At 40.7% G+C, this 16441-nt stretch carries 14 protein-coding genes; 9 read left to right on the top strand and 5 right to left on the bottom strand.

The window, feature by feature from the left end:
• Window positions 1-45: 45 nt before the first annotated feature.
• The 5 genes from IH597_15725 to IH597_15705 all read right to left on the bottom strand — a co-directional run bounded on the left by IH597_15725 (window position 46) and on the right by IH597_15705 (window position 5438).
• Window positions 46-1020: an NAD-dependent epimerase/dehydratase family protein gene (locus tag IH597_15725; GenBank protein ID MBE0663906.1), complete on the bottom strand. Its 975-nt coding sequence runs from the start codon at window positions 1018-1020 to the stop codon at window positions 46-48.
• Window positions 1017-2624, bottom strand: coding sequence for an AMP-binding protein (locus IH597_15720; GenBank protein ID MBE0663905.1), 1608 nt, complete (start codon window positions 2622-2624; stop codon window positions 1017-1019). The genes IH597_15725 and IH597_15720 overlap by 4 nt, the downstream gene beginning before the upstream one ends.
• Before the next feature lie 9 nt (window positions 2625-2633).
• On the bottom strand, window positions 2634-3410 hold the full coding sequence (locus tag IH597_15715) for a hypothetical protein (protein MBE0663904.1): 777 nt from the start codon (window positions 3408-3410) through the stop codon (window positions 2634-2636).
• An 88-nt stretch (window positions 3411-3498) separates the two neighbouring features.
• Window positions 3499-4548: a 3-oxoacyl-ACP synthase gene (locus IH597_15710; GenBank protein MBE0663903.1), complete on the bottom strand. Its 1050-nt coding sequence runs from the start codon at window positions 4546-4548 to the stop codon at window positions 3499-3501.
• The gene (locus IH597_15705) at window positions 4545-5438 is read right to left on the bottom strand and encodes an alpha/beta fold hydrolase (GenBank protein ID MBE0663902.1); all 894 of its coding nucleotides are present in this window, start codon (window positions 5436-5438) and stop codon (window positions 4545-4547) included. Before IH597_15705 ends, IH597_15710 begins: the two co-directional genes overlap by 4 nt.
• A 551-nt stretch (window positions 5439-5989) precedes the next feature.
• Between IH597_15705 and IH597_15700 the strand changes: the two genes are divergently transcribed.
• The 9 genes from IH597_15700 (at window position 5990) to IH597_15660 (ending at window position 16180) form a co-directional block, all read left to right on the top strand.
• The gene (locus tag IH597_15700; protein ID MBE0663901.1) at window positions 5990-6589 is read left to right on the top strand and encodes an NTP transferase domain-containing protein; all 600 of its coding nucleotides are present in this window, start codon (window positions 5990-5992) and stop codon (window positions 6587-6589) included.
• A 112-nt stretch (window positions 6590-6701) separates the two neighbouring features.
• A complete protein-coding gene (locus tag IH597_15695) occupies window positions 6702-7412 on the top strand; it encodes a CPBP family intramembrane metalloprotease (protein ID MBE0663900.1) in 711 nt (236 codons plus the stop codon).
• Window positions 7413-7419: 7 nt separating this feature from the next.
• Window positions 7420-8412 carry an SDR family oxidoreductase gene (locus IH597_15690; GenBank protein ID MBE0663899.1) on the top strand — a complete coding sequence of 331 codons (993 nt, stop codon included), beginning with the start codon at window positions 7420-7422 and terminating at the stop codon, window positions 8410-8412.
• The gene (locus tag IH597_15685) at window positions 8399-9205 is read left to right on the top strand and encodes an SDR family NAD(P)-dependent oxidoreductase (protein MBE0663898.1); all 807 of its coding nucleotides are present in this window, start codon (window positions 8399-8401) and stop codon (window positions 9203-9205) included. The genes IH597_15690 and IH597_15685 overlap by 14 nt, the downstream gene beginning before the upstream one ends.
• Window positions 9206-9313: 108 nt before the next feature.
• Window positions 9314-10081 carry an XdhC family protein gene (locus IH597_15680; GenBank protein ID MBE0663897.1) on the top strand — a complete coding sequence of 256 codons (768 nt, stop codon included), beginning with the start codon at window positions 9314-9316 and terminating at the stop codon, window positions 10079-10081.
• Complete coding sequence (gene xdhA, locus IH597_15675; protein MBE0663896.1) at window positions 10078-11535, top strand: xanthine dehydrogenase small subunit; 1458 nt, start codon at window positions 10078-10080, stop codon at window positions 11533-11535. Before IH597_15680 ends, xdhA begins: the two co-directional genes overlap by 4 nt.
• A gap of 102 nt (window positions 11536-11637) precedes the next feature.
• Window positions 11638-13944: a xanthine dehydrogenase molybdopterin binding subunit gene (xdhB, locus tag IH597_15670; protein MBE0663895.1), complete on the top strand. Its 2307-nt coding sequence runs from the start codon at window positions 11638-11640 to the stop codon at window positions 13942-13944.
• Window positions 13945-14088: 144 nt separating this feature from the next.
• Complete coding sequence (locus IH597_15665; protein MBE0663894.1) at window positions 14089-15690, top strand: hypothetical protein; 1602 nt, start codon at window positions 14089-14091, stop codon at window positions 15688-15690.
• Window positions 15680-16180 carry a hypothetical protein gene (locus IH597_15660; protein MBE0663893.1) on the top strand — a complete coding sequence of 167 codons (501 nt, stop codon included), beginning with the start codon at window positions 15680-15682 and terminating at the stop codon, window positions 16178-16180. Before IH597_15665 ends, IH597_15660 begins: the two co-directional genes overlap by 11 nt.
• The last annotated feature ends 261 nt before the right edge of the window (window positions 16181-16441 follow it).

Raw genomic sequence — 16441 nt, 5'->3', positions numbered from 1 at the left:
GCGAGATAGAACATGATAATCCCAAAAGATATACTCTTGTGGTCATTAATTCAGCAGCATCTCGACACCACAGTTGGAATAGTCAATTGGAGTATACCCCAATAAATTCTTTGCTGCAGAAATATCAAACCAATGATGAGAACATAATTCCTGAATCAGAAACCGTGTGATGTAAGGCTCTGATTTTATGCACAGTAAAAAATAGAACCTTTCTAATATCCATGCTGTGAAAAACGCAAGCGGTTTTGGTATTGTTTTTTGAACCGGGGGTAAGCCAGCAGAATGAATAATTTCATTAATGAAATCCCACACCAATACTGGTTTGCCATTAGTTATAAAAAATGCTTTTCCACATACTATTGGATTTTCATCCATTTTTTTCATAGCCAGTAAAAGTGCATTGATCAGGTTGTTGATGTGAGTTGTGTCAATCAGATGATCTTTGTTTCCAGGCTTCCTTAATTTCCCTGATTTTGCCCGCTGAATAATTTTTGGAAGCAATTGTGTATCACCAGGCCCCCATATCAGGTGTGGGCGCAAGGCAATAGTTTTGAAAGTTTCGGCATTCGCACTTAAAACCAATTGTTCTGCAACAGCTTTGGTAGAAGTATAATGGGAAACAGGCTTGGAAGGATAACCAATTGACTCATTAACTCCTTCAAGATCAGTTCCACTATAAACAACACTTGCTGAACTTGTATAGATCAACTTACTAATTCCATTATGGATACAAGCATCAATCAGATGGGATGTACCAAGAACATTGGTGTTGTAAAAATCGCGATATGAACCCCAAAAGCCAACTTTGGTAGCATTATGAAATACTACATCCATTCCTTTGCAAGCTGAATGAATTTCAGATGGGTTCATTAAATCGCCCCTGATAATTTTTACTTTAAGATCGAAATGCTCAGTATGCAGGCTTCTTGAAAAGGATGTAACGTCGTAGCCCAATTCAATAAGTCGCTGCACCAGTGCAAGTCCAACAAAACCGCCGCCACCTGTTACCAATACCCTCATTTTAATTGAATTTTAGCCCATTCGGATAGTTTCTCACGAAAAATTTTAGCGTTATGTCGCGGATCAACAGGAAAATTTTTATGAAACAGCACAGTTGATACTTTCTTTGTCCACTTATTTTCCTGTGCGAGGTTAAGTAGTTCTTTTACAAGATGTTCTGACTTTTTTATTCCTGCTTTCAACTCAATACAAATTACTGGTTCTGTTTGAGAATTTGATTTGATACCAACTAAAGCAGAACGGAAAACTGCCGGATGCTGGTTAAACACTGCTTCACAGGGTATGGTGAATAAAGTTCCTGTGCCTGTTTCAACCCTCTGCGATTTTCTTCCAAAATACCAGATTCTTCCGTTTTCATCGCTTTTTCCAACATCACCGGTCCTGTGCCATAGTAAAGAACTATTGCTTTCTGCTATTTTAGAAATTTTACTGGCCCAATCATCAGCCAGGTAGCTTTGGGTTACATTCGGGCCATTTACCACTATTTCTCCTACTTCTCCGGCATTCATCTCCTGAACGTTTTCAATTGTTTCAACAGGATTATCTGTAATTTTAATAATCTTTAACCTGATGCCTTTTAATGGGTAGCCTACACAAATTCCGTTAAAATAGTTTTCAGAGTTTCCATAAACAGCCAGTAATTCTGAATCCACTGCATCTGTAACTGAAAGAGCTTCTGTTGAACCGAATGGTGTGTGAACAACAGAACATTCCGGAAGCACTCTTTTAATATTTCTCAATAATGCTGGAGAAACAGGTGCACCAGCAGTTAAAACTCTTGTTAATGATTTGATATGTAGTTTATTAGCGATACAATAATCAGTTATTAGTCTCAAAACCAGTGGTGAGCAGAACATACTTGAACAATTAAATTGCTCAATATTCATGATAAGTTTATCAGGTTTCAGGCGTAATGGATGTGTCATGTCCATATCGGCCAAAACAATAGAAAGCCCGAGACAAATTACAAGCAGTCCAATCAGGGGAAATGTGCAAAGATCAATATCGTCAGATTTGTAATTAAAGTGATTTCTCAAGTACTTAATTTGTGCATCAATCATGCGATTCTGATAAATTACAGCTTTTGCCGGGCCAGTGCTACCGCTGGTAAAAAATACCGCCACCACATCCGAAGGCATAGCATGGCAAATCTCATAATTGAAGCATTCCGATTTCCGGATGGCCTTTAGGCTGTGATCTTGCCATCTTAATGAAAAGCCGGTCGTCACGAATATTTCAACATGTCGGAAAGCGTGAGGGTACATTAAGCGTAGCAGGTGGGCTTTTGGTATTCCGATAAATGCACGGGATTCCGTTTTCGACAGGGCATATGCCATTGCTTTGTTACCCATTCCCGGATCAATCATAACTGGCACTGCACCAATACGAAGCAGTGCGAATGTAATTGCGAAAAAGTCAACTCCGGGGGTTACCAGGACAATGGTTTTCATTCCCTGGGTAATTCCAATATCCTGAAATCCGGCAGCATATCTGTTTGTAAGGAGGCATAGTCCCGAAAAACTTATTTTATCAGGATGGAGCAAAGCCGGCTTGTCAGGGTTTGACTGGGCAAAATCGAATAAATAATCAGGAATATTTTTCATTCTGGCCTTTCATTGATTTAAGTATAACGAAAGCGATACCGTAATTCCAGAGCTGACTGTTACAAACAGGATATTTGTTGCTGCTTTGAATTTTCCGTTTGTAAAAACCTTTTTCAAAGAAAAAACTACACCGGCAGTAAAGATTTCACTTTTTCCATTTATAGGTAGAATTTTGCCTTCTAAATCAAACTTCTTCATAAGCAATGATGAAAATCCAGGCGGGCTTTGTGAGGTAACGATCAAATCAACTTGATCCCAGCCTGAATTTGTCTTCATAAAAAATTGCTGAAGTGAAATCTCGACACATTTCAGGCAATCTTTGAGGTAGTTTTCACTTTGACTTATTACAAACCTGAATTTTCCGGAACCCCATGTGATCGAACTAATAACACTACTTTCAAATTCTGGATAGGTGTAAGTTTTAAATTTTTCAAACCCTTTGATCCGCGGATCATTTGAAAGAAGTATGGCGCCTGCATTATCTTCATAATTGTAATTCAATGTATGACCTGCGCGAGGTTTGGTATCACCAGCTATTATCAGTCCATTTTCGATTTGCCCTGATTGAATAAATCCATCAATGATTTGCATAGCGCTCATTACACCGGTACTACCACCATGCAAGTCGAAGGAAAAAATCTTTCCTGAATTTCTGTATTTGTTGTTTTTCTTGACCTTTAATATTTGTAATTTATTCAGAATCAGTGCAGAGAGTGCTGGTTCTGCAAGATGGTTTTCTGTATAAACGGTAGTATTTATCAACATTCCAACATTTGCCATACTCAATCCAGCATAGCTTAGACACCTGCTCGCTGCCTGGGAAGTTAACTTCAAAATACCAGTTCGAAAGCAGGGTCTGTGAAAAGCAACTGATTTAATGATTGTTCCCATATTTTTTTACTAAATCGTGTATGGTGAAAACCGCAATTCCAATAACAAGACCTGATGCAAAACTCACCAACATTATCTTATTACCCTCCTTAAGCCGGTTTTCATTCAGGTACTTGCAAAGCGTTGTAAAATGTGTTGTTGAGGCTGTGTTTCCGGTTTCATCGAGATTAATAACGATTTCTCCGGGTTCTTCTCCAAAATATTGAGCAAAATGTTTTGCCCCCGACTGTATGGAAGCTTTTGCCGTTTGATGGGGGATCAAAAAGTCAATCTGGTTCATCCTTAATCCTGCAAGCTTTAATGCATTTTCAATAAGTGGGGGTGCATTCAGGATAGACACTTCATGAATTTTCTTTATACAGGTTCTCATGACAGCACCTGGAAAGCTTGTACTTTGATTACCAAGGCACAAATCACTGTATTGGCTTAGTGTTACCATTTCAAAGGCCGAAAAGCAATCCTCAATATTTTCAGTTTGCGATAAAATAACTGCTGCACCGGCATCACCAACAGTGAGTGAGGCCAGTTCTAAATGCTTTGGTGAATCTACTCTTTGTTCTGCATTATTGCTAATGCTTGTAATAAATTCACCACTAACTACAAGACAATTAGTAACAACACCCCGCGAGATAAAGTTATTGGCAATATATGCACCGGTCATCATACCTGCACAGGCATTTGAAATGTCAAGGCTCACAGCATTGATGCATCCGGATTTTTGCTTAATAAGCAAGGAAAGCGGTGGCTCGTAATAATGGTTCAAACCGTTAACGAACCTTGAAATGGAACAGCAAATGATCATTTCAATATCCTTTGCTTCAAATTTTGAATGATTCAGGCAATCGTGGACTGCATCAACAGCAAGAGTTAAAGAATCTTCATTTTCGGAGCAAACTCTTCGTTTTGCTATCCCCGTCAATAACTCTAACCTGATTGGCTTAGATACTCTTAACCTGTTAATTATATCAGAGGTAGCAACACTTTTTTCAGGAAGCCTTACACCAATGCTTTCTATTTTACTTCCTGCAATCATTTATTTCTTTTTACAAATTCTCTGATAATTAATCCCAGTTCGGTAGGAGCATCTTCCTGTAAAAAATGGCTCCCCTTCAGGACCATATGGGGTTGATCTCTGGTTCCAGGTATCAATGACTGAAGTATTTTTTCGCCACCCCGGCTGATGGGATCGTTGTTGCTAAAAACAGTTAAGAAGGGTTTATCAAACTTCTTCAGCTCATTCCAGCATTTATTGATTGCTGGTATTCCTGGTTCTTTTGTGATTTCCCGGATGAGTCCCGGAAGAATTCTTATGGCTATTTTTTCTCTTTCATTTGAAAACGGGTAATCATACCCAGCCTGTTCCACTTTTGAAAGCCCTCTGCTTGTAGCAAAGTTGATAATTTTTCCAACCGGGATATATGGTGAATATTGCGTAAACCATTGCCACAGCCGAAACGACAAAGGAATCATTTGACCGGCCATTGGAAGGAACCCATTGCAAGCTATGATTCCAGAAAACAAAACCGGATTCTTAGCGGCTATAATCATACCGATTATCGCACCCCAGTCATGAGAGAATAAAAAGATTCTTTCCAGATTCAGTTTCAGGATGAAGCTCTCAATTACTGTAACGAGCTTTTCCAGATAGTAAAAATTTTTATCCAAAGGTTTATCTGATTTCCCAAAACCTGGTAAATCAGGAGCGATTACTCGCAATCCACTGGCAACACATATCGGTATAATATTTCGGTAGGTGTAACTCCAGCCTGGAACACCGTGGAGTAACAGAACGGTTGGTGACCCTATCTCACCTTCTGCAATATAATGAATTTGAATGCCTTCTACTCCTATAAAGTTAGATTTACAGGGATATCCGCTCAGAAGTGGATATTTTTCGCCATTTTTTGATTTCTTCAGAGACATCTTTTAAGGCAATTGTTGATAAGCAATGAACTATCACAATTATTTGTACCAAGGCGAGCAAGTTGAATGCAGAGTTCCTGAGTAAACCTGATGAAGAAAGTAGGATGATTGATTTATCCTTCAAAGATAAGAAATTTTATGCGATAATAATATTGAGTTTAAAGCATAATTGCTTTTCCTTTATTTTTGCCTTAGCTCCTGCGAAAACTTTCAATGTAACATTTCTTACTTCAATACCTTATATTTAGCTAATCTAAAAAATGTCAATTATGATGTAACTGAAAACTTGGGTTCTGCTCCTTAAATTGAATTTACTAAAATGATTATGTTTACTATTGTGAGCATCACTGAAATTTTGGGCAGTATTTTTATTAAAATGAATTTTATCACTGATGCAAGATAGGTGCTTGCCAATGATAAACCTGAATGAACATATTTTGTATTAGATTGTGAATAATTAGCTGATAGAAAGAAAGAATCCAATATATTAAGGGCAATTTCTAAAATTATTTTTTTGGTTCGGTATATTATAATTCAAATTTCATAAAAGTATGAAAAACAAGACAACTTCAGTCTTGCTGCTTGCTGCCGGTTTTTCTGAACGAATGGGACAGGAAAAATTTGCACTAGAATTCACGCCTGGAGTTTCTTTCCTGGAGCACATAGTTCATCAGTACCACCAGTTTGGGTGCGGGAAAATTGTTGTTGTTGTTAATCCACGAGGCGAGAAAATTATTAAACAAAACTTGTTTCAATTCCCTGGCAAAGTTGAGGTTGTTGTGAATGCGTACCCTGAAAGAGGAAGATTTGCTTCAGTAAAAACCGGGTTGATGAGTTTACAAAATGAAGATTTTGTTTTTCTTCAAAATATTGATAATCCGGATATAAGCGTTGATTGGCTTACTGCCTTACTTGATCATGTTGGTAATACTGATTACACTTACCCAGTGTTTCGTGGTAAAGGTGGCCATCCGGTTCTAATAAGAAAAATGATCGTGCACGAAATAATCAATGAAAAGGCGGATGACATGATTCTGAAAGTTTTTCTGAATCGTTTCATAAAGTCAACAATCGAGATTAATGATTTTGGTATGCTAACAAACATTAATACATTAAAAGATTACCAAAATTGGAGAATGAGAAGATTCTAAGGCTAATTAAGACAAATCATTACACTAATATTTCCGTTTCTAAATATCAAATCATCTTTGTCATGTTTTAAAAATCATATTTTTGCACCAACGCGCTTAACCAACCCCGATTTTGAAAGAACCTCATCCAATGACCATAGCCATAGCCGTAGCCGTCACTACCTGCGCATTCCTGATTTACCATTTCAGTAGTGGTTCGCTAGCATTTAAGCGTAGAGTTGAAACCCTGCTTGGTTATCGAAATGCATCTTTTGACCAGGTTGTGGCTAACCGCTTACTTGGCTTTCTTTTATTTGGCGGACTTCCCTTGATTGCAATATTCTTCATGGCAGACTTCCGATTAAAGGACTTTGGGTTTGGAACCCAGGCTGGATTTCTTTCATGGATGTGGATTGCAATACTATCTGTTGCAATTATTACTATGAATTTTTTAAATGCACCCCAAAAGTCAAACCTTGCTATGTATCCGCAGATACGCATACCTGTTTGGAGCGCTTCCACAATATTCATCAGTGCAATTACTTGGATACTGTACCTTGCAGCGTATGAATTTATGTTTCGCGGGTTTTTGCTCTTTGCTTTATACAGTGAGCTGGGCATGGTGGCTGCCATCGCAATCAATACTTCCATATACTCATTGGTGCATATTCCAAAAGGAAAAACAGAAGCATTGGGCGCTATTCCACTTGGAATCCTGCTTTGCTATCTCACCCTGATTACCGGAAATCTGTTGATTGCCTTTGTGGTGCATGTGGTGATGGCTTTAAGCAATGAATGGTTTTCACTGAGGGTCCATCCTGAAATGAAAGTGCTAAGAAAATAATTAAAGAATGAAAACCTTTGTAACTGGCGCTACAGGTTTTATAGGATCGCAGCTTTGTTTAAAGCTTGCGGGTTCTGGACATCAGGTACATGCATTGTATCGCTCGGAAAGCAAAGCCATTATTTTACGACATCCGGATATTCATTTATTCAAAGGAGATATCCTTGATTACAATAGTTTGAAAAATGCAATGACAGACTGCCAGCAGATTTATCATATGGCTGCCTTTACTAAGGTTTGGGTCAAAGATGAATCGCGCATTTACGAACTCAATGTGACCGGAACATTGAATGTGCTGAACGCTGCTATGGAAACCGGTATAAAAGACATTGTTATTTCTTCCACCGCCGGCGTATTCGGGCCATCGCTCGATGGTAATGAAGTCTCAGAAACATCCATCCGGCAAATAGATTTCTTTATTGAATACGAACGTACCAAAGCTATTGCAGAGGAAATGGCACTTGAGTTTTTAAAATCGGGCCTGAACATCAGAATCGTGAACCCAACCCGTGTTTATGGCCCGGGTGTTCTGAACCCAAGCAACAGCGTTACCAAACTTATTGCCGCATACATGTCCGGCACGTGGAGGATTATTCCTGGCGATGGCAATAGTGTTGGTAATTATGTGTTTATTGATGATGCTGTGAACGGCCATGTACTGGCAATGGAAAAAGGTAAGCCCGGGGAGAAATATTTATTAGGTGGAGAAAACATCAGCTACAATGATTTTTTTAAACTATTAGGCGAAATTTCAGGAAAAAGACGTTTAATGTTGAAAGTTCCTTTGTCGCCTATCTACTTTGCTTCTGATCTGGCAATGTTGGTAAATAGGTTGACTGGAGTTAAACCGTTTATAACCAAAGGACTAATGAGAAAATTTAATTATAATTGGCGTGTGAATTCCCTGAAAGCAATGAGTGAAATCGGCTATACACAAACACCGCTTAAGGAGTGTCTTACAAAAACAATTGATTGGATCAAGAACAATGGAAAAACCTGAAGTTTACGCGCTCATCACAGGAGGTTCAATGGGAATAGGCAAAGCCATTGCCCATGATTGTGCCTCAAGGGGAATGAATTTGTTGCTTGTTGCCTTGCCCGGTAAGGAGCTCGAAGAAACTGCCAATGAGATTGCCGCTAAATTCAATGTTTTAGTTCACACGTTCGCAGTTGACCTGGCCATGATTGATGGTCCAGAGTTAGTTTATAAATGGTGTGTTGCAAGTGATTACAAGGTTAATGTGCTGGTCAACAATGCTGGGCTCGCGGGCTCAAGAGTGTTTAAATCATCTGAATTGGCCTACACCGATACCCGCATCATGGTTAATATCAGGGCAATGGCTTTGCTCTCTCAATTGTTTATACCCTTGCTCGAAATCCACCCCAAAGCCTATATACTCAATATTGCAAGCATGGCCGCTTACTTTTCAATACCATATAAGGCCGTTTATGCAGCTTCGAAGGCTTTCGTGCTTAGCTTCAGCCAGGCGCTTTCCAGTGAACTTGCGCAATCCAATATTTCGGTAAGTGTGGTTTGTCCGAATGGAGTTGAAACCAATTCCGGCACTTTTACCAGAATAAAAGCACATGGTTTTTTTGGTAATCTTACCAAGATTGAAGCGAACATATTGGCCAAAGTTTCAATCAATGGAATGTTGAACAGGAAAGAAGTCATCATACCCAAAAGAATCAACAGATTCCTGCTGGTGATTAACCTTTTCCTGCCAGGAAAATTACGAAGGAATTTAATAAAAAAGAGGTTCCTCAAAGAGGTGAATTCAACTACAGGCTAAACGTAAGCGCCTCTACTGCCCTTCGCTTCAGAATAAGCGCTTTTGCGTGATATTATGCTTTGATTTTACCTATTTTTGCCTGTCTGCAGAATTACCTATACTCAAATAATGAAAGATATCCTTTATCAACTTCCTGAACTCCAGCGGCAGGGAAAGCCTTTTGTCCTCTGTCTCGTAACCGAAGCCCAAGGTTCAACACCACGAAAAGAAGGCGCCCGCATGATCGTTTTCAATGATGGCAGCATCATGGGAACCATTGGCGGTGGTTCGATAGAGATGCAGGCTATTGCTGAAACATTGCTGGCGCTTGAATCAGGTAAACCTTTCAAGAAAAAATATCAGCTCGAAGACGATCTTCAAATGCATTGCGGGGGCAATATGGAAATTTATTTTGAACCTTTCTTTGAAGAACTGAAACTCTATATTTTCGGTGCCGGCCATGTTGGTCGTGAAGTAGGAAAGTTCGCCAGGGAGTTTGGTTTCAGTGTGATCTTTATTGACCACAGGTCCGAAATTTACAAGGAATTTGAAAGCGCTTATGCCAAATGCATTGTTGATGATTATGTTCAATCTTTGGCAAAAATCAACTTCAGCGCCCGTGATTTTGTTGTGATCACAACACCCAGGCATGAATACGACGAGAATCTCCTAGGGAAATTGGCCAAAGAAAAACTCGCTTACCTGGGCATGATCGGCAGCAAGCGAAAAGTAGCCGAAGCCCGTAAACGCCTGTTAACTGAAAATATCCTGACCGAAGATCAGTTGAACTTTGTGGACATGCCTATCGGTATTTCTTTCTATGCTGAAACTCCGGCAGAAATTGCCCTAAGCATTGTTGCTAAACTTATTGATGTGAAAAATACGCTACGGTTATGAACGGCATTTTTAGATTCGTGTTCGATGGGCAGATCGTAGAATTGGATTTTCATGAAACCAAATTGCTACCTTCTACAACGGTTCTCAATTATTTGCGATCCTTGCCCGGCCATCGCGGCACAAAGGAAGGCTGTGCCGAAGGCGATTGCGGTGCCTGCACCGTTGTGCTGGGCGAGTTGGTGAACGGGAAGATGCATTATCGCGCAGTTGATTCCTGCTTGTTGTTTCTGCCAGCAATCCACGGAAAGCAATTGATTACCGTTGAAAACCTTGCAATCAGAAACGGATATGAAACTAAACTGCATCCGGTGCAGCTTGCCATGGTTGAGAATTACGGAAGTCAGTGCGGGTTTTGCACACCCGGCTTTGTAATGGCGTTGTTTGCGCTTTACAAATCAGATATTGAGATCAGCAGGCATAATGTGATCCAGGCGCTGGCAGGCAATTTATGCCGCTGCACAGGTTACGATCCTATTTACAAGGCTGCAGTTCAATGTTGTTCGAACCGCCAACCCGATCAGTTCGATGAAGGCAAAGTAGAAGTAATCAAAATGATTAATGAGATTCGTGAAGCTGGAGAAAGTCTTGAAATCCGTTCGGTAAATCAAAACTATTTCCTTGCTGCAAACATGGAAGATGCATTGTTTTTCAAGGCTGAGAACCCTAAAGCCCATGTGGTGAATGGCGCTACTGATACCGCCATCCGCCAGAATAAAATGCATGAGTATCTGCCTGAAATTCTGGATGTTTCGGCTGTTGTTGAATTGCGAACCATAAGTAAACAGAATGATGGTTATTATTTGGGCGCCGGTGTAAGCCTGGAAGCTTTCCTTGCTTTTGCCGGAACCAACTTGCCGCAGCTACTTCCAATGCTCGAAGTTTTTGCATCCTGGCAGATCAGGAATGTGGCTTCCATTGGCGGAAACCTGGCAACAGCTTCACCCATTGGCGATCTGATTCCATTGTTCATAGCGCTTAAGGTAAAGCTGGAGTTGATGAGCAAAGCCGGATCACGCTGGGTTGAAATGGAAGAATTTATCCTCGGCTACCGGAAAAACTGTCTGAGAAAAGATGAACTGATCAAAGGAGTTTTCATTCCTTTTGTTGAACCAGGCATTGTGTTTAAAACAAAAAAAATATCCACCCGCCGCGATCTTGATATTTCCACGCTAAGCATTGCTATGCGATTAAAAACAAATGCCGGAAACATGGTTGAAGAAATCATTCTGGCATACGGTGGCATGGCTGACAGACCTAAAAGAGCTGCAAACACTGAAACTTTTCTTGTAAATAAACCCTGGACAAAAGAAACAATAGCCCTTGCAAAAGAAATGATTGAAAAAGATTTCACACCCATTTCCGATGCCCGCTCCGGCGCTGAATACCGGATGATGGCAGCAAAAAATTTGTTGATGAAGATGTTGATTCAGGAGCCAGTTCCAACAAAGCTGTAATGTGAGTCAGACATATTGCCCCGGCCTTTAGGCCGGGTTAATGATATCAGAGAAATTCCCGGGGCTTTAGCCCCATGAAAACTTAGTTTGATTAAGAATATCATGGAAAATCCAAAAATCCACCACGAAAGCGCCATCCAGCATGTAACCGGCGAAGCCGTTTATGCCGGTGATATTCACCTGGGTGAGGAAATGCTTGTTGGCCGGGTGGTTTACAGCCCTCATGCGCATGCTGAGATCCTGGATTATGACTTAAGCGAAGCGCTCAAAGTCAAAGGCGTGTGGGATATCCTGGATTATAAACGAATTCCTGGCCAGAATGAGCTAAACCCTTTGGCTCATGATGAGCCTTGCCTGGCCGAAGGCAAAGTGAATTGTATTGGGCAGGCAGTTTTTCTGATCGCCGCCGAAAATGAACTTGCAGCCGCGGAAGCTGAAAAGAAAATCAAGATTAACTACAAGCCGCTTCCCGCCATTCTCAATATTGATGATGCCATCGCTGCAAATAATATGCTGGCTCCATCCCGCAAAATTGAAACAGGGGATCCCGAAAAGGCATTGAATGAATCAAAACATGTACTAGCAGGTTCATTAAAAACCGGCGCACAGGAACACTGGTATCTCGAAACCCAGGCAGTAGTTTGCATTCCTTGTGAGAACCGTGAAATGACTGTGCATGCCTCATCGCAAAACCCAACAGAAACCCAATTGGTTGTTGCAGAAGTTTTGGGCTTGCAAGCCAATGAAGTGGTGTGCGAAGTGAAGCGCATGGGCGGTGGGTTCGGAGGAAAAGAAACCCAGGGAAACCACGTTGCTGCCTGGGCATCTTTGTTGGCACACCATACCCGCAGACCAGTGCAAATGGTTCTATTCCGCGACGACGATCAGAAAATCACCGGAAAACGACATCGCTTTCAAAGCAATTATAATATAGGGTTTGACGACGAAGGTTTGATTACAAGCTACATCGTTGAAATGCATGCCGATGCCGGTATAGCCCGCGACCTTTCGCTTGCCATTCTTGAGCGGGCGTTATTCCACGCCGAAAATGCATATTACATCCCAAATATGCGCACAACCGGAACCATGTGGAAAACTAATCTTCCTTCAAACACCGCATTTCGTGGTTTTGGCGGGCCGCAGGGAATGGCCGTTATTGAGAACGCCATTGATCGGATCGCACGATATCTGAATAAAGATGCTGCTGAAATCAGGTTCAGGAATTTTTATGGAATGACGGATCGAAACACAACTCATTACAATCAACCGGTGCCAAACAACCGTCTTTATATGTTGTGGGACAGGCTTGTCATTTCATCTGATTATTTTGAGCGGCGCCGGAAGATCAATGAATTTAACCGGGAAAATGAATTCATTAAAAAAGGCCTCGCACTTACCCCCGTGAAATTCGGTATTTCATTCACTACCTCATTTCTGAACCAGGCTGGCGCCCTGGTGATGATATATAAAGATGGAACCGTGTTGGTGAACCATGGTGGAACTGAAATGGGGCAGGGGCTGCATACCAAAATCTGGCAGATTGCAGCATCTGAATTTGGTTTGCCACCTGAAAAGATAAAAGTGAATGCAACCAATACTTCCAAAGTTCCGAACACATCTCCAACGGCGGCATCTTCCGGTACCGATCTGAACGGTATGGCTGTGAAAAATGCTATAGATATTTTGAAAAAAAGGCTCGAACCATGCGCTAAGAAGATGCTTTCCAATCAATTTGGTTCTGAACCGGAAGAACTGGTGTACAAAGAAGGATATGTTGCTGACCAGGCATTTCCAGATCGCAGGCTGCCTTTTGAAAAGCTTGTTCAACAGGCACATTTGGATCAGATCAGCCTGAGCACAACCGGCTACTACCGTACACCCGATATCTTTTTCGACCGTGAAAAAGGCAAAGGTGTTCCATTTCATTATTTCGCATATGGAATGGCTGTATCTGAAGTACAGGTGGATGTACTTACAGGCGGTGTTAAATTATTGAGAACCGATATTCTGCACGATGTTGGTGATTCCATCAACGAAGGCATTGACCTGGGACAGGTTACCGGCGGTTTTATACAGGGCGTGGGATGGTGTACCACAGAAGTGGTGAAGTGGAACAAAGATGGCCATCTACTCAATCATTCGCCCGATACTTATAAAATTCCCTCAATAGGCGATATGCCCGAAATATTTAATATTGAGTTGCTTAAAGATGCTCCAAACCCTTCGGTGATTAAGAAGAGCAAGGCTGTTGGTGAACCGCCTTTAATGCTTGCATTTTCTGTTTGGCTTGCAATTAAAGATGCCATCTCCGCTGTGGCTGATCACAGGTTTGAACCCGACTTTGAACTTCCGGCTAATAATGAGATTGTTTTGCTTTCAATTGAGAAACTCAAAAAGCTTTCTACCTGAACGGAGCAAGGTTAATGGCCTGCTCTTTAACATGTTTGATAGAATTGCGATATCTTATGTTTAATGAACCATTATACCCTACTTTTGTTGTGGACAATATGCAGGTTTTTATAATAAGATTTTAAGTCAAATAATATCACAGAAATGACAAAAAAACTTTTCCTCCTTTTGTTTACAGTTCTGGTTGTAGTGATACTTTCAATTCAGTCCTGCGCAACCTATCAATTTCGTTCAACCTATAAGGAAACCAACAGTTTGATTCACGAAACTGCCAATTTGCAGACCAGGCCATTCCTGAAGGCACATCTGAAAAACGGCGACATTTGCATCCTTTCAGATACCTGGAACATTGATACCGTGCAAAACCAGGTAAGTGGTTCCGGACAAATGTTTGATTTTAACCGAAACAGTGTATTTGAAGGCGAGCTTTCGATTCCAATTGACAGTGTTGCTATTTTTGAAACCAATACCAAATTGGTTAAGCCTGAGGCAGGACGAGTAACGGCTTTAAGTATCATGGCCGGAGTGGACGCAATTATAGGTGTTCTATGTCTTATTAACCCAAAAGCTTGTTTTGGTTCTTGCCCAACTTTTTACATGAATGAGCATGATAATTTTCATTATGCCGATGCAGAAGGGTTTACAAATGCTATCTCTCCATCAATGGAGTATTTTGATATTGACGCCTTGAATAATAAACCGCTTACGGGCAATACATTTTCTCTTACAATGAAGAATGAAGCCCTGGAAACCCATTGTGTGAATGAAGTAAAGTTACTTGCTTATCCACGCTATGAACATGAACGTGTGTATCAGTCGCCTGTGAATGATTTCTATTTATGTGAGAACCTCTATAGGGTAAAAAAAGCAAGTGCTGAAGAAGGAGATATCACACCGCTCATAAACCATGATGATAATATCGAGCGATTCTCTCTTTCTGACCCAAACAATCTGAATAGCAAAGAGGAAATCTATTTTGATTTTGGCAGTATTGATAATATTGATAATCTTGGGCTTGTATTGAATTTCAGGCAAGCCCTTATGACAACTTATCTTTTTTACAGCGCCATGGGTTATATGGGCGATGAAGTGAGCGATATGTTTGCAATGCTTGAAACAGACCCGGATATGCGCGAAAAATTTGATGCAACGAGCAAGCTGATGGGTGGAATTGATGTGTTTATGTGGAATGAACGTTTTAATGATTGGCAGTTTCAAGATTCATTTTATGAAACCGGGCCCATTGCCATTAATAAACAGTTTATTCCTGTCGGCAGGCTTGACTCAGATGCCGGGGTCAGGATCAAACTCATACTTAACAAAGGCTTGTGGCGCCTTGATTACATCGCATTAACGAATATCATCAGGCAGGTTGAACCCATTGAGATCAAACCCGATAATATATTGTCAAAAGGGGAACCTAATCCCCAAGCGCTGAAAAAAATATCTGATCCGGAAAGCTATTTGATTTCAATGCCAGGCGATGAATACAAGTTTAATTTTACACTTCCGCAAGAAAATGCTGACTATGAGCTGTTTCTTTATTCAAAAGGATATTACCTGGAATGGATGCGTGAACATTGGCTCAAGGATAAAGACCTGACAAAACTTGCACAAATGGTTTATGCGCCCGAATCATTTCTGAAGGCCGAGGCTCGTGATTTCAAGATATATGAAAGCTCCATGGAGCAGGCATTCTGGAATTCAAGAATTGACACCAAAACCTTTTCTTACCATGAAGAATAAAACCGGATTATTAGCCTTGCTTGTGTTTGTGCTCAGCGGCTGCAGCATCGGCTTGCCCAAATATTTGCCTTCGCCTGATCAACTGGGTGTGAATGAATATGGTTCATACATCAGCCTTTCAATGCAGGATGGCCCGAACCTTCAAGGAGAGCTCATAGCAATTGGTAATGATAGCATTATAGTATTGGAAAAATCTACACGCAACTGTACCTCGATGCCAGTTTCTGGTATAAAGCGATATAGCTTGTATTATGCCCAGCCAAAAAACTATGGTTGGGCTATTCCGCTATACTCATTGGTAACAATAAGTCATGGCTGGTTTTTAGCTATATCATTTCCGGTAAACCTGATTGCCACAACCATCATTTACAGCGAAGGGAGAAATGCTTATAGATACCGCGCCAACGAAATTAGCCTTGAATCCCTCAAAATGTTTGCAAGGTTTCCGGAAGGTATACCAGCCGGAATTGATGTGGCAAGCATAAAGTAGTGCCTTCAAGCTTTTCAGGACATTTAAGATATAAATATCATTGCTGAACCTTTCTTTTAAGTGCCTGATAATCCAGCTTTTTACGACTATTATTTAACGTGGGTATTTGCCTTTCCTCATGGAGCGCGAATAATTCGTTCAAAATGGCTAAAACATTTACGGGCTTTCATGTGTTACTTGGTAAACTTTCTACTCACCAAAAGTTTTCTCAGTTCCTTTTTTCCATGAATCAAGGATCAGGAATAAGAAGCATAGAATAGG

Source organism: Bacteroidales bacterium (assembly GCA_014860575.1).
Classification (GTDB): domain Bacteria; phylum Bacteroidota; class Bacteroidia; order Bacteroidales; family JAAYJT01; genus JAAYJT01.
Note: the sequence above shows the minus strand (reverse complement) of the source record. Positions and strands in the feature narration are given on the sequence as shown.